The sequence below is a fragment of the Ruegeria sp. CDSA079 genome (assembly GCF_059612245.1).
Map to the genome: position 1 here is coordinate 14,446 of NZ_JBXWQF010000005.1, position 14,648 is coordinate 29,093.

15 protein-coding genes are annotated in these 14,648 nt (G+C 56.0%); 12 read left to right on the forward strand and 3 right to left on the reverse strand.

Annotated elements, in window-relative coordinates; translation table 11 throughout:
* The first annotated feature begins 6 nt into the window (after positions 1–6).
* The 7 genes from soxC to AC2FJZ_RS06565 all read left to right on the forward strand — a co-directional run bounded on the left by soxC (position 7) and on the right by AC2FJZ_RS06565 (position 7,438).
* On the forward strand, positions 7–1,269 hold the full coding sequence (soxC, locus tag AC2FJZ_RS06535) for a sulfite dehydrogenase (protein WP_496669260.1): 1,263 nt from the start codon (positions 7–9) through the stop codon (positions 1,267–1,269).
* Complete coding sequence (locus tag AC2FJZ_RS06540) at positions 1,253–2,578, forward strand: c-type cytochrome (RefSeq protein WP_496776625.1); 1,326 nt, start codon at positions 1,253–1,255, stop codon at positions 2,576–2,578. The genes soxC and AC2FJZ_RS06540 overlap by 17 nt, the downstream gene beginning before the upstream one ends.
* Before the next feature lie 38 nt (positions 2,579–2,616).
* Positions 2,617–3,288 carry a c-type cytochrome gene (locus AC2FJZ_RS06545; RefSeq protein WP_496776852.1) on the forward strand — a complete coding sequence of 224 codons (672 nt, stop codon included), beginning with the start codon at positions 2,617–2,619 and terminating at the stop codon, positions 3,286–3,288.
* A gap of 24 nt (positions 3,289–3,312) precedes the next feature.
* A complete protein-coding gene (locus AC2FJZ_RS06550; RefSeq protein WP_496776626.1) occupies positions 3,313–4,575 on the forward strand; it encodes an FCSD flavin-binding domain-containing protein in 1,263 nt (420 codons plus the stop codon).
* 80 nt (positions 4,576–4,655) lie between these two features.
* Complete coding sequence (locus AC2FJZ_RS06555; protein ID WP_496776627.1) at positions 4,656–5,090, forward strand: DUF302 domain-containing protein; 435 nt, start codon at positions 4,656–4,658, stop codon at positions 5,088–5,090.
* Between the two features lies 1 nt (position 5,091).
* Positions 5,092–6,315 (forward strand): 5-aminolevulinate synthase, encoded by a 1,224-nt coding sequence (hemA, locus tag AC2FJZ_RS06560; protein WP_496776628.1) that lies wholly within the window; start codon positions 5,092–5,094, stop codon positions 6,313–6,315.
* Positions 6,316–6,379: 64 nt separating this feature from the next.
* Positions 6,380–7,438, forward strand: a complete 1,059-nt coding sequence (locus AC2FJZ_RS06565) for a YeeE/YedE family protein (protein WP_496776629.1) — start codon at positions 6,380–6,382, stop codon at positions 7,436–7,438.
* Position 7,439: 1 nt separating this feature from the next.
* On the opposite strand, the gene AC2FJZ_RS06570 is transcribed toward AC2FJZ_RS06565, so the two are convergent.
* Positions 7,440–8,381 carry an MBL fold metallo-hydrolase gene (locus AC2FJZ_RS06570; protein ID WP_496776854.1) on the reverse strand — a complete coding sequence of 314 codons (942 nt, stop codon included), beginning with the start codon at positions 8,379–8,381 and terminating at the stop codon, positions 7,440–7,442.
* Between the two features lie 2 nt (positions 8,382–8,383).
* On the reverse strand, positions 8,384–9,181 hold the full coding sequence (locus AC2FJZ_RS06575; protein WP_496776631.1) for an MBL fold metallo-hydrolase: 798 nt from the start codon (positions 9,179–9,181) through the stop codon (positions 8,384–8,386).
* Positions 9,182–10,063: 882 nt separating this feature from the next.
* Between AC2FJZ_RS06575 and AC2FJZ_RS06580 the strand changes: the two genes are divergently transcribed.
* The 5 genes from AC2FJZ_RS06580 (at position 10,064) to AC2FJZ_RS06600 (ending at position 14,060) form a co-directional block, all read left to right on the forward strand.
* The gene (locus tag AC2FJZ_RS06580) at positions 10,064–10,267 is read left to right on the forward strand and encodes a hypothetical protein (protein WP_496669251.1); all 204 of its coding nucleotides are present in this window, start codon (positions 10,064–10,066) and stop codon (positions 10,265–10,267) included.
* Positions 10,268–10,863: 596 nt separating this feature from the next.
* Positions 10,864–11,613, forward strand: a complete 750-nt coding sequence (locus AC2FJZ_RS06585) for an alpha/beta fold hydrolase (RefSeq protein WP_496776632.1) — start codon at positions 10,864–10,866, stop codon at positions 11,611–11,613.
* Positions 11,613–12,605 carry an alpha/beta hydrolase gene (locus AC2FJZ_RS06590; RefSeq protein WP_496776634.1) on the forward strand — a complete coding sequence of 331 codons (993 nt, stop codon included), beginning with the start codon at positions 11,613–11,615 and terminating at the stop codon, positions 12,603–12,605. Before AC2FJZ_RS06585 ends, AC2FJZ_RS06590 begins: the two co-directional genes overlap by 1 nt.
* Before the next feature lie 44 nt (positions 12,606–12,649).
* Positions 12,650–13,264 (forward strand): hypothetical protein, encoded by a 615-nt coding sequence (locus AC2FJZ_RS06595; RefSeq protein ID WP_496669310.1) that lies wholly within the window; start codon positions 12,650–12,652, stop codon positions 13,262–13,264.
* A gap of 85 nt (positions 13,265–13,349) precedes the next feature.
* Positions 13,350–14,060, forward strand: coding sequence for an alpha/beta fold hydrolase (locus tag AC2FJZ_RS06600; protein ID WP_496776635.1), 711 nt, complete (start codon positions 13,350–13,352; stop codon positions 14,058–14,060).
* Here the strand turns inward: AC2FJZ_RS06600 and AC2FJZ_RS06605 are convergent.
* The gene (locus AC2FJZ_RS06605; RefSeq protein ID WP_496776636.1) at positions 14,057–14,644 is read right to left on the reverse strand and encodes a DUF6151 family protein; all 588 of its coding nucleotides are present in this window, start codon (positions 14,642–14,644) and stop codon (positions 14,057–14,059) included. The two genes, AC2FJZ_RS06600 and AC2FJZ_RS06605, sit on opposite strands and share 4 nt — an antisense overlap.
* Between the last annotated feature and the right edge of the window lie 4 nt (positions 14,645–14,648).

Below are 14,648 nucleotides of genomic sequence, written 5' to 3' on the forward strand. Positions count from 1 at the left end.
AGAGATATGGATGACGCGTTCAAACCGTCCCGCCGGGCCTTCCTGAAAGGCAGTGCTGCGGTCGCCGCAGGGTCAGTTGCGGGTGCGGCAGCGGCAGACACGCCCGATCCACTTATAACAGAGCTTCAGGATTGGGCGTCTTACACGGGTGCCGGTGTCGATGAGTCACCTTATGGAATGCCGATCAGCTTCGAATCTCATGTCGTTCGGCGCAACGTGGAATGGCTGACCGCCTCTCCGATTTCGTCGATCAACTTCACACCGATCCACGCGCTTGATGGCACGATCACTCCGCAAGGATGCGCTTTTGAGCGCCATCACTCAGGCGCGATCGAGCTACGCAAGGAGGATTATCGCCTGATGATCAACGGGCTGGTCGATCGCCCGCTGGTCTTTACCTACGATGACATCGAGCGGTTCCCTCGCGAAAACCATGTGTATTTCTGCGAATGTGCGGCAAATACCGGTATGGAGTGGGCGGGTGCGCAACTCAACGGCGTCCAATTCACCCATGGCATGATTCACAACATGGAATACACCGGTGTTCCGCTGCGTACGCTGTTGCAGGAAGCAGGCGCCGATATCTCACCCGACAAATGGGTCTATGTTGAGGGCGCAGACGCGTCATCCAATGGCCGCTCCATCCCGATGGAAAAAGCACTGGATGACGTGTTGGTGGCTTTCAAGGCAAATGGTGAAGCACTGCGCATGGAACATGGATACCCTGTGCGACTGGTTGTTCCCGGGTGGGAAGGCAACATGTGGGTCAAGTGGCTACGCCGCATCGAAGTTGTCGATGTGGCGGTCGAAAGCCGAGAAGAAACATCAAAATACACTGATGTCTACGCCGATGGCACAGCCCAGAAATGGACGTGGGTGATGGATGCAAAATCCGTCATCACCTCACCCAGCCCGCAAATGCCGATCAAACACGGACCGGGACCCTTGGTCATTTCCGGGCTTGCCTGGTCAGGCCATGGGCAAATTACGCGGGTCGATGTGTCCAAGGACGGTGGGATCACCTGGGAGACGGCGCGTCTTGGCAAGCAGGGCGACAGCAAGGCTTTGACGCGTTTCTATCTCGATACGAACTGGGACGGAGCACCAATGCTTTTGCAGGCCCGGGCGATAGATGAGACCGGCTATGTGCAGCCGACCAAAGACCAGCTACGCGAAAAGCGCGGAGAGAACTCGGTCTACCACAACAACTGTATCCAGACTTGGTACGTGAGCGCAGAAGGGATCGCCGAGAATGTCGAAGTCTCTTAGTCATGTTTTCCTGCCTGTATTCGGCGGCACGGCGTTGGTGCTTGCGGCGGCAGTGGCCATTGCGAACCGGAACTACGGCCAATCGCAGATAGAAACCTTGGAAACCCGGATCAGTCAGGTTGAGGCGCATGCAGCTACAGCCCAGGAAAACGCGCAAGCAGAGGCCAACCGGGCAGCCGAACTGGCAGCCAAGGTCGAAGAAATCCAGACCGCAGCGGCCGAGCGTGTCGCAAACGGGATGAACCTGACCGCGCCTGCGCCCAACAATGAGGGCACATACGGGCTTGGGCGCCCCGCGCTGGAGCAAGAGATTGCTGCCTGGGACGTCGATGTCTTGCCCGATGGGCGCGGTTTGCCGGTTGGATCAGGCGACGTCTGGACCGGAGAAGAAGTGTTTGTCGACCGGTGTGCGTCCTGTCACGGAGAGTTTGCCGAAGGCGCCGACAATTGGCCTGTTCTGGCCGGCGGTTTCGACACGCTAGCCGACGAAGATCCTGTGAAAACCGTAGGGTCTTATTGGCCGCATTTGTCGACCGCCTGGGATTACATTTCCCGCTCAATGCCGTTTGGTGAAGCGGGCACGCTTACGGCGGATGAGACCTACGCAATCGTCGCCTACATCCTTTATTCCAATGATCTGGTGGATGACGACTTCGTTCTCAGCAACGAAAACTTCGCCGATTTCGAGATGTACAATATGGACGGTTTTGTCGTCGATATTCGACCCGAGACGGAATACGCGGAATGGCGAGAGGAGCCTTGCATTGAGAACTGCAAAACAGAGGCCGCAGTTACTATGCGTTCTGTCTTTCTGGTTGAGACGCCACCAGAAGGCGGTTCGAATTCGGTCATGAATGAAGCCAGCGCGGACGGGTTGCCGACGTTTACGGCAGAAGGGCCTTCTTTCATTCCGACCGCAGCGCCAAAGCCTGAAGAAGAAGCCGCCGCAACACCGGCTGTTCAGGAAATCGACGAGGCTGATCAGACTACGGACCTGTTCGCAGCCGGTGAAAAGGTCTTCAAGAAGTGCAAATCCTGCCATCAGATTGGTGACGGTGCTAAGGACAGCACGGGTCCTGCGCTGAACGGAGTTATCGGGGCCAACGCAGGGTCGGTTGAAGGGTTCAAATACTCCAAAGCTATGAAAACAGCTGCCGAGGCTGGTCTTGTTTGGACCGAAGAAGAAATGGCGGCCTTCCTGGCAAAACCCAAGGACTACATGAAGGGCACACGCATGTCCTTTGCTGGGCTCAAGAAACCAGACGATATTGAAGCCGTGATCGTTTACCTCAAGTCGTTCAGAAGCTGATCATGCGGTGGTTGAACATTTTGACCTGCGCGGCGGTTATGGTTGCTGTTGCCCCATCGACCCACGCCACCGAAAGCCTAGGCGACGCCGAAGCCGGGAAAGAAGTGTTCGCCAAATGCAAAGGCTGCCATCAGGTGGGCGAAAGAGCCGAAAACAAAATCGGGCCGCATTTGAATGGTGTCTTTGGGCGCAAGGCTGCGGGTCTGGATGCTTTTAACTACTCAAAAAGCCTAGAGCGCGCGGGCAACTCGGGTCTGGAATGGCACGCTGACACTCTGTCCGCCTACATCGAAAACCCACGTGCATTTGCGTCCGGCACCAGGATGAGCTTTCGTGGTCTGAAAGACTCGGAAGACCGCGCCAATGTGATCGCCTATTTGCGGGCGTTTTCCGACAATCCTCAGGACATCCCGGAAGCGGACCCGACGGCGAAAGGAACGGATCATTCCATAGACCCCGCGATTCTCGCGATTCAAGGAGATCCTGAGTACGGCGCATATCTCAGCAGCGAATGCACAACGTGTCACCAGATCGAAGGTGGCGATGAGGGCATTCCGTCGATTGTGTATTGGCCTGACGAAGACTTCGTAGTCGCCATGCACGCTTACAAAGACAAACAGCGGCCACATCCGGTCATGCAAATGATAGCCGGACGGCTGAGCAATGACGAGATCGCGGCATTGGCCGCCTATTTCAAGAATCCAGAGTGACCATGTCTAAGGGGAGGAAACGCAATGACACTCAATAGACGAGTATTTCTTGGAGCCGCTGGGGTAGTGGCCGCCGGGCTATCTGCGCCGATGGTGCTGGCACAAGGCAAGCCCCGTGTGGTGGTTGTTGGCGGCGGTGCAGGTGGTGCGACTGCCGCGCGGTACATCGCCAAGGATAGCAAAGGTGAGGTTGACGTGACGCTGATCGAGCCGTCTCGGACCTACTACACCTGTTTCTTCTCAAACCTCTATCTGGGAGGTTTTCAGGAGCTATCGGACATCGCCCACAGCTATGGCACGCTTGCCGCGAACTACGGTATCAACGTCGTGCATGATTGGGCCACTGGGGTCGACAGCGACGCAAAGACGGTGTCCTTGGCAGGTGGCGGGTCAGTTCCTTATGACAAGCTAATCCTTAGCCCGGGTATCGACTTTGTTGATGGTGCGGTCGATGGCTGGGACCTCTCGGCCCAAAATAAGATGCCGCATGCTTACAAAGCTGGTTCTCAGACAGAGCTTTTGAAAGCGCAGATCATGGCGATGCCCGAAGGCGGTACCTTCGCGATGGTCGCTCCCCCGAACCCGTACCGTTGCCCGCCCGGGCCGTATGAACGGGTTTCGATGGTGGCGCACGTGCTGAAGGCAAACAACCCAACAGCAAAGATCATTGTAGCCGATCCGAAGCCGAAATTCTCGAAAATGGCTTTGTTCCAAGAAGGCTGGGGAAACAACTACGAAGGAATGGTCGACTGGATCGGCGAAGATTTCGGCGGTGGCAATGTATCCGTGAATCCGGATGCAATGACGGTGACTATCGACGGCGAAGAGACGAAGGTCGATGTCTGCAATGTGATCCCAGCGATGAAAGCCGGTCGCATTGCGGAAATGGCGGGAGTGACCGATGGCAACTGGGCACCAGTAAACGCTGCGGACATGTCCTCCAAAGCCGATCCGGATATCTACGTTCTTGGTGATGCCAGCCAGCAGGGTGACATGCCGAAATCCGGATTTTCGGCAAACAGCCAGGCGAAAGTATGTGCGAACGCAGTAAGAGGTGCGTTGACCGGGTCAAAAGTATTCCCGGCCAAGTTCTCGAACACATGCTGGTCGCTGATCGATACCGATGATGGCGTTAAGGTTGGGGCAACCTATGAGGCGACGCCAGAAAAGATCGCGAAAGTCGACGGCTTTATCAGCCAAACCGGTGAAGATGCCGATTTGAGAAAAGCAACTTACGAAGAGTCACTGGGTTGGTACGCCGGTATCACGTCGGACATGTTCGGTTGAGGCATTCGGGGGCTTTGACCGGTGTCAAAGACCCCGATGATCAATCTGAGAAAATGCGGTTCAGGAGGAGGACTAAAACCATGAAACACTTTATTGCCGCAGCCGCGTGTTCCGCTGTTCTGGCGGGCCCAGCATTTGCAGAAGAGATCATCACTATCCCCTTCGACGGCAGTTTTGATGATGCAACATTCGCCGTCGAGTCCGCGATTGTGGGACAGGGACTGGTCATCGACTATGTAAGCCACGTCGGCGACATGTTGAATCGAACAGGCGCTGATGTCGGCAGCGACAAACAGCTATTTGCAGCTGCAGACATCTTCATCTTCTGCTCGGCAAAAATCTCGCGTGAAGTGATGGAAGCAGACCCGATGAATATTGGCTTCTGCCCCTATGGGATTTTTGTAGCCGAAGACGACGATGGCGTGATGGTTGGATACCGAAGCTATCCTGATGGACCAATGCAAAAGGTTCAGACCCTGTTGTCCGGGATCGTAGAAGAAGCTGTTGGGAATTGAAATGAACTATCAGCAGTTTTTTCGTGGTCAACTCGACCAGCTTCAGGAGGAAGGGAACTACCGGGTCTTTGCGGATCTCGAAAGGCAGCGTGGCGCTTTCCCGACAGCGCGTAGCTACGCGGAAAATGGCCCCGAGAAAGTCACTGTGTGGTGCTCAAATGACTATCTGGGGATGGGTCAGCACCCCAATGTTATTGCAGCAATGCACAAGGTGATCGATGAGGTTGGTGCCGGAGCGGGAGGAACGCGTAATATCTCTGGAACGACCCACCAGCATGTTTTGCTGGAGCAAGAGCTTGCTGACTTGCACGGCCAAGACGCTGCGCTGCTGTTTACGTCCGGTTACGTCTCGAACTGGGCTGCCTTGGGAACATTGGCGTCTCGCATTCCGGGCATCACAGTCTTATCTGACGAGTTAAACCATGCCTCGATGATCGAAGGAATTCGCCACAGTCGTTGCCAAAAGCGTATCTGGAAACACAATGATTTAGCCGACCTTGAAAGGCACCTTGCTGAACTGCCTGCCAATGCACCGAAGCTCATTGCGTTTGAGAGCGTCTATTCCATGGATGGCGATATTGCACCAATTGCCGAGATCTGTGATCTGGCTGATCGCTATGGTGCGATGACCTATTTGGATGAGGTTCACGCCGTAGGGCTTTATGGACCACACGGCGGAGGCATTGCCGAACGCGAGGGCCTGATGGATCGGCTAACCGTCATTGAGGGGACATTGGGCAAAGCATTCGGCGTAGTTGGTGGATACATCGCAGCGTCGAAAGAGCTTGTCGACTTTGTGCGATCCTTCGCCAGCGGGTTTATCTTTACCACTGCATTGCCTCCCGCCGTGGCCGCAGGAGCTGCTGCTTCGGTTCGGCACCTGAAGCAAAGCAATTCGGAACGACATCTACACCAGCAGCGCGTGCGCGAGGTGCGAGACAGGCTGGACGATCTGGGCATTCCGCATACACCGAACCCAAGTCACATAATTCCGGTCATGGTCGGCGATCCGGTCAAGTGTCGCTTCATCTCTGACGTGCTGATGCGTGACTATGGAATTTACATCCAGCCGATCAACTATCCAACCGTCCCCAAGGGAACGGAACGTCTACGGATTACACCTTCCCCAGTGCATTCCACCGACGACGTGGATCGACTGGTGTCTGCCTTGGGTGAGCTATGGACGCAATGCCATTTGGCGCGCAGGCCAATGGCCGCTCAATGACAATGACAATGACAACTTGACCGAAGACAAGGACGCGCAAGCAACCAAGTGAGAGTCTCCATTGATGGAAAGGCTCATCGATTTGTTGGGAGACCCTGGCGCTTTGGCATTTGCCGGTGCGCTTGTCGGTATCTTGTTCGGCGTGACGGCCCAGAAGTCTCACTTTTGTTTGAGAGCGTCGGCCGTCGAAGTCGCCGAAGGCGAGCTTGGTCCTCGCCTGGCTGTCTGGCTGATCGCCTTCACCGCAGCGCTCACCTTAGTGCAGGCGTTTGTCGCATTTGAGTGGTTAGACCTTTCCGAGACACGCGCGATTGCGTCGACGGGCAGCCTCAGCGGCGCAACAATTGGCGGAGCGATGTTCGGCGTTGGTATGGTTCTGGCGCGTGGGTGTGCATCTCGCCTGTTAGTATTGGCCTCCTGCGGTAATCTGCGCGCCCTGATTACAGGATTGGTTTTAACCTTAGTGGCTCAGGCTGCTTACACGGGCGTTCTTAGTCCCGCCCGCGAATTGCTTTCCGGGATCTGGACTGTCTCAGGGGGCGCCTCGAGAGATCTTTCAGAAATACTTGGATTTTCGCCAGTGGTTTATACAGCCGTTGCAGTATTGGGATTGGTGTCGGCAATTGCATTCGCATTCCACCGGAGAGTCGCGCCAATCAGGATCGTAACAGCCGCAGGAGTTGGCGTGGCGGTGGCGCTTGGCTGGTTAATGACATTTGCCATCGCGCAAGCATCATTTGAAGTCGTGCCTGTTTCGTCAGTCACGTTCACCGGACCGGCTACGGATACACTGATGGCGTTGGTTGCCGAGCGAAACGTCGTGTTGTCCTTCGGTATCGGCCTTGTTCCAGGCGTAGCAATTGGTGCCGCAGGCTCGGCCCTAACTGCAGGGGAGTGGAAGATCGAACGTTTTGGTCCGGATGCTCCGATGGAGCGCTACCTTGTTGGAGCTGTCCTCATAGGGTTTGGAGCCATGCTGGCCGGAGGTTGCGCCGTGGGTGCAGGGCTTTCAGGAGGGTCCGCCCTGTCATTGACGGCTTGGCTTGCCGTTTTCTTCATGTGGGTTGGAGCGATCAGCGCGCATAGGTTAATGCGCCGAATTCCTGTTCCTCAAACGTCCTGAGTTATTCGAATTCCATCTGCTCAAATACCCGCCCGGCATTTTTTGTCGCCAGTTCCTCAAACGTGTCCAAATGGGCATACGGTGACTGATCGACATAGTAAGCCTCTGCCAGATCGCCGCCGGCATCCATGTGCTCTTGGATCTTGCCGCGCAGGTAGACTAGGTAGTCGCGTGTATAACGGCGCACCTGATCCATGTTCGTCGGATGACCATGTCCGGGGATGACATATTTGGCTCCCAAAGCTTCGAACTCGTTGTCCCATGTTTCAAGCCAATCCGCCGTATAGGTCTCTTGAAAGATCGGCAGCATTCGCTCGTGAAACGCCATATCACCCGCGATAACAAGGCTTTGGTTCGGCAGCCAAATCGAGATATCGCCGGGACTATGGGCCGGCCCGAGATATTTGGCCTCAATCCGGAAATCACCCATTTCAACCACGTATTCATCCTCGAATGTCTCGGTTGGGCCTGCCAGGAAGGTTCTTTCCGCCTTGTCCTGGTTGTACCGCTGCATTCCTTCAAGGATCTGTGGGCCGTATTCCTCGAATTCAGCCGCAGCATCCGAATGGGCGATGATCGGAATACCCAGCTCTGACCAGTAGGCGTTGCCAAGCATCGCGTGCCCCTGACCATTCTCGTTGAAGACAAACTTAACCGGCTGATCCGTGATTGCCTGAATTTCCTGGTGAAGCGCTTCGGCAAGCACATAAGCCGCGCCGCCGTTTATGACGATCACGCCATCTCCGGTAACTATGAAGCTGAGGTTGTTGTTGTGACCAGAGTTCTCGTAGGTCGGCGGGGCGGTTGCGCCAATGGCGGAATAGACTCCGGGGATGTACTCGACCGGTTCGGAATACAGCACACTTTGCGGGTATTGGTCTGCAATATCCTCGCTTGCCCAAACTGGTGTGGTTAGGGCCAAGAAAATCGCCAGCGATCGCATCATTATTGTTCTCCAATGAACTTATAAGCAGACCCAGTCTTCTCGATCCAGCCGATTCCACCATTCGGCAGGTGGAAACCAATTATTTTCATTTGCTCGTGTGAAATCTGATCCAGCAGTGAAATCCGGGTTGCTGCCGCCGCCTGCGGATCCTGATCCGTGCCGCTGTGCCAGTCGGGGCGTTCAAAAGCTACGTGTGGATTTCCCAGCGCGTCGCCGACAATCATCACGGATTCACCGCCGCTGCGAATTTCAAACGCCATGTGACCGGGAGTGTGTCCAAAGCTCGCGCGTGCGGCAATACCGGGAAGGATCTCTTGCCCGTCGTCAAAGAACGCGACCTGATCCTCAATTGCTTCCATACGCCGTTTTGCGCCTACTGCGAACGCAGCGCGATCTTCTCCAATGGTATCCACCGTTGAGGGGTTCCACCAATAATCCCACTCACTACGGCCAAAGTGATGCGTGGCGTTGGGGAACAGAAGGTCGTCGAAATCATCCAAAACGCCCCAAATGTGATCCGGGTGCGCATGGGTGAAGATCACGTGCGAGATGTCTTCGGGCGACAGGTCGGTTGTTTCAAGAGCCTCCAGAAGCTTACCAGAAGTGGGCATGAAATCTGGCCCAGCTCCCACATCGAACAGCACGGAGTTTTGATCATCTTGATAAAGTGCCACGTTGCACTCTGGCTCGTACTTGGTCGCGTCCACCTTGTAGTTGCCCAAAAGCTGCCTGAGCTCTTCCTTTGGCATGGCGCCAAAGACCATTTCCGAAGGCAATGACAGGTACCCATCTGACATGGTTGTAATCCGAGCCGAAGCACCGAGTTGTAACTCTGCCCACCCGATCTTGGATTGAACTCCAAGCGCAGCGATACACGTGGCGCCATACAAGAATCTGCGTCGTGAAAACTCATTTCGATCCATTAACAATCAATAAAATGAATATATTAATTTGTAAATGACGTAAGGTGGGGTCTTTCCAGAAGAACTAGAGTTGAGGCGGGCAGGGGCTTTCGCAGCATTTACTCTATGAAATAAAAACTCCAATCAAGCACCTCAAGACAGCTCCAATGTCATTCGCCTTGCGGTGGAGCTGTATACAGGCGTCATGTCCTATGCAATTTGCTCGTCGCTCGATGTCTGCTCTGTCCGCAAAGAGGTCACTCATGACTTTTCAGCGAACGTTTGCATCTGGCTTTAAAACGGACACGGATGAGCGAATAGCCTGCCGCTGTCTGAGGTTTTGTATTCGGGAAAAATCGAAAAAAGAAGCGTGGGCGGGGTTCCGATGGCAGCCGCAGCATTTCTCAGAAAATCAAAAATTTTTTCGAAAGGAGTGACGGGCCGTGGGGGCGCAAGCTCCACTCGCTCCCGTGTTTTTGTCGGGGGGGGGTATTTTCGGGATTTTGCCTGACCTGACAAAGCCCACCCCGACGCCTACCTTTCGATCGACGAAGCCTCACTGCATGCTGGTACTAGGTCGATCTCATTGTGTATCTCGATCGCCGTTGGTTTCGGGTTTCGCGGGTAGGATAACACAGGCCAAGTCGCGCGTATTCTCATTATGTCAGCGGCGCAGTAGCACTTTACGCCATCTCGCTGGATACACTCGTGGTAGTCTGCCCCGACATATGTCCGGTCACGGCGCTTGCCTTCTCGAATGCGGATTAGGAGAACAGGTTGCAGGTCGTTGTGCCAGCGGATGTCACAGGCCGCACAGGCATGGATGTCCCTGCCGAGGCTACCGAACACCCGTGTGGCGACCTCCACGGCGTCGGGATTACCATCCAGAAATTCGAATATGAGGGGCGTCGCCTCAATGGTGACGACACCGGACTTGCGGGCCTGTGCGGCGCGCTTCCTGCGCTCATGACGGTTCGTTAGCGGGCCTCGAAATGATGGTTTGCGCCAAAAAGAGCCAAAATGCGCCTAGTGCAACGCCCACCTATATTTGAAAAAACCTGAAATCGTGTTTTTGAGTTTTTGCAAACATACCTGCGCGGACGAGTTGGCGCTTTTTGGGGTGCATCGGCGCAAATGCAATGAAATCGAATACTTAACCTTTTTCACTTTTCGACCCTGCAGACATTTTCATATAGAAAATTCGGGCGCTTTCGCTGATTTCAGGTGCATCTTTCGTCCGCTCAACGCGAAACACCCATCTGGTCTTTCGACCGGTGCGACTTCCGAGGTTCATGCGCGCGGCCCTGAGCGTGTAGGCGTCATCAACCTTGGTGTCGCGGTTGCGTCGCAGGTATCCCGTCACCGCTTGGTTGGATGGTCTCGTGTCGCCCGAGAACGCCCGGTTGCGGGTTATGTGTGTTCGGCTGATTTGGCAGGTAGGGGTGCTGGTGTCAAGGGCAGGAGCGAGGGGCCAGCCCCTCGCGCACCCCGGGATATTGAGAGCCAGATGAAGAGGGATCCGGGAATTGCACTTGGGCACGTGGCGTGCATGATGCTGCAAAAGGATAGAGGGTCTCATGGCAGCGACAAGTTTTCTCGAGACGGCGCAGGGGCGGCGGCTGGCTTATCACAAGAGCGCGGGGACAGGACCGACTATCGTTTTCCTGGGCGGGCTGAAGTCGGATATGGAAGGCACCAAGTCCGTGCATCTGGAGGCCTGGGCGCAGGTGCGGGGGCAGGCGTTTTTACGGTTCGATTACTCCGGGCACGGTGAAAGTTCGGGGGCATTTACCGATGGCTGCATCGGTGATTGGCATGAAGACACCGTCGCGGCGGTGACAGCGCTGACAGATGGGCCTTTGATCGTTGTGGGGTCGTCCATGGGAGGATGGCAGGCGTTGTTGCTGGCCAAGACGATGCCAGATCGAATTGCGGGCATGGCTACAATTGCTGCTGCGCCGGATTTTACCGAAGATGGTTATTGGGCGGCATTCAGCGATGAACAAAAGGCTGCGCTGGACAGCGTTGGTCATGTAGAACTGCCCTCTGACTACATGGAGCCCTATATCATCACCAAGCAAATGATCGAGGACGGGCGGCAGCGATTGGTTCTGCGAGACCCGCTTCATCTGCCCTTTCCAGTGCGTTTCTTACAGGGAACAGCCGACACGGCGGTGTCCACGGAAACTGCTGTGCGGTTGCTGGATCACGCGACCGGGCCAGATATGCGCCTGTTGCTGGTCAAGGAAGCAGACCACCGGTTCTCGGACGGGCCTTGTCTGAGGATGATCGAAGACGCGGTTTTAGACGTGTTGGGAGCGGTCTGATGCGGCGTTTTGGTTGGCTGCTTGGGCGGATTTTTCTGGCGCTGATCGTCGCCTGCGGCGTGATCTACTGGTTCGGACCACGAGAGGAAGTCGATCTGCATCCAAGCTTTGATTCCCGTAAGTTTGGCGAAGGGGTGCAGGTCTATTTTGAAAGCACCGAAGCCGCGTTCGACGATATTGTTCCAGGTGTCGAAAAGCGTGTGGTCTGGCGGGAGGGATTCAAGGAACAGCGCACGCCCTATTCCGTTCTGTACATCCACGGCTTTTCAGCAAGTTCCGAGGAAATCCGACCCGTTCCAGATCTGGTGGCGGAAGCGCTGGGGGCAAATCTTGTCTACACACGCTTGCAGGGCCATGGCCGGGTTGGACCTGCGATGGCGGAAGGCACAGCCTCGGGCTGGATGCAGGACACTGCCGAAGGCTTGGCCGCGGCGCGCGCGGTTGGGGACAAGGTGATCGTGATTTCAACCTCGACCGGAGGGACGCTTGCCGCTGCTGCTGCGTTGGATGCCGATCTCAGCGCGGATGTCGTCGGTATGGTTTTTGTGTCTCCAAACTTCGGCGTAAATACCGTCGCTGCGTGGGTGCCTTCCTTGCCTTGGGCGAGGCGTTGGTTGCCGATCCTGATGGGGCCAGAGCGTGACGTGTCAGGACCGGACCCTGAGAAAAACAAATACTGGTCAGCAGTTTACCCATGGGAAGCAGTCGTGCCGATGTCTGTTCTGGTGGATACGGTGTATGCGCTGGATTTTTCGCAGGCTTCGGTGCCGGCGTTGTTTTGGTTTTCGGACGATGATCAGGTCGTGCGCCCCAACAGAACACATAAGGTCGCCGAGGCCTGGGGCGCGCCCGCAACGGTCGAGTTGGTCACGATGGGGTCCGGGGACGATCCCGCGTCACATGTCATTGCAGGGCGGCTGATGTCACCGGGACAGACCGATGCCGCTGTTGCGGGTATTCTAGAGTGGCTGAAACAGTTGGGCGTCGAGTGACGCCCGACCGGAGTTGAGGAGACGGAATGAGAAAACCGGGGAGTATGTGGAGCCTGGAGACTTTGGGTCGCGTCCGCCTGTCCCGGCACTTTTTCATGCGTGACTTCCTTTATTCCGAGATTGGCAATTTCCACAAGAAACAGAATATTCCAGACAATCCGGATCTGGCGATTGAGACAGGGTGCGCATTTTGCGAAACCCTGCTGGACCCATTGGAGGAAACCTTTGGTCGGATCGCTGTGCGATCAGGGTACAGGTCGCCGTCGTTAAACCAGTTCGGCAATGAAAATCGACTAAACTGCGCCCGCAATGACAACCCGCTGGAATGCCATATCTGGGATCGAGGCGAAGGCGATGCGCGGATCGCCGGTGCGTCAATCGTCATCCCCTGGTTTGCGGATCAATACGCGCAGGGGCGCGACTGGCGCGATCTGGCGTGGTGGATGCACGATCATCTTGACTATTCCGAGATCTGGTTCTTTCCGAAGCTCTGCGCGTTCAATCTTGTGTGGCGGCCCAAACCATTGCGCAGGATTGACAGCTATATCGCGCCACGCGGATGCCTGTTGAAGCCTGGCGCGGAACCGGTTGAAAACAGATCCGAGCGACAACGCCGCTATAGTGATTTTCCTGTGTTTCGGGCAATTGCCTATCCGTGAAGTTTCCCTTGCCCGGTCGCGGCAAACCTTCCATCCTGTCAGGAAAGAGAAGAGCTCGGATAACCGAGAGGATGGAGGCCCCCGCGTGATCGAGCCGCTGGTGTTCTTGCCTGGATTTATGTGTGATGCCCGACTGTTTCGCCCGCAGGTCGAGCTGTTGTCCCGCACGCGGGCAGTGACGGTTGCGCCTGTATCCGGTGGCGAGCGGATTGAAGAAATCGCTTCGGGTCTGTTGGACCAGCTGCCGCATCGTTTCGCGCTGGCCGGTCTGAATCTTGGGGGCGTCGTGGCACTCGAGTTGATCCGACGGGCACCGGAACGCGTTTCGCGCTTATGCTTGATGGCTACTGACGCGCAGGCAGATACACCGCAAATAGCGGCCAGCAGGGAAGATCTGATCATTGCAGCTCAAGGCGGTCGGCTGGAAGAGGGGATGCGTAAACTTGTGGGGTCTGACGCTCTGGCACCGGGGCCGCAGCGTATTCCCATCCTAAACGATCTTCTGGCAATGGCTGAGGGGATGGGGGTCGAGACCTTTGTACGTCAGATGCGCGCTTTACAGCGCCGCTCCGACCAGCAAGCAGCCTTACGGAAGATCAAGGTGCCCACATTGGTACTGTGCGGTGCGCACGACACTCTGACGCCGGTCCGGCGGCATTCCTTCATGGCCGATCTGATCCCGGGCGCTGAACTGCATGTTATTGAAAACGCGGGGCATCTGTTGCCCATCGAGGCACCTGAAGCCGTGAACGAAGCTTTGCAGAACTGGCTCAACGCCCCGCAGCGTTTCGACTAGGGGTAAAGTGTCGCGCGTTCCTCTTTCGTGATAACCAGCGGTGTGACAACTGGCTCACCGGATTCACGGTCGAAAAACGGTGTGTTCCTCCACCGCCCTGACAGGCGCGAACCTGCGACGCGGCGCAGTAGCCCAAAGGCCGCAAACCTTATTTTCTCATGTTTTTGCTTGCCGTTCGGCTGAGGGACAAACCCACGTGTCGTCAGGGGTCCCAGAACCGAAATGTCACCTGTGAATCTGCGAACAATAAACCCGGTAAAGGGAAGATTTGGGCCAGGTGGAGTTGTTGCCAGCGGGTCATTGCAGCAACTGGCGTACCATCGCAGCATCCCCTTGGGGCTAAGCCTCATGGCCGCAAGAAATTTTTTGCCTTTGGTGATCTCAATTTCATCCGGTGCCATCTGCAGGATATCGACGGCTCCGGGCGCTGGGTCCGGTCGTTTGAAATACAGCTGCGCGGCCCGGCAATCGTGGCAGAAACACGCGACATGCGTCCCTTGCCGGACACCCCGTGCTGAAATGTTCCCCCGCAAGCTGCCGCACTGACAGGAAAAGGCGAGACCGCTATACGCAGGCTCGCTCATGTTT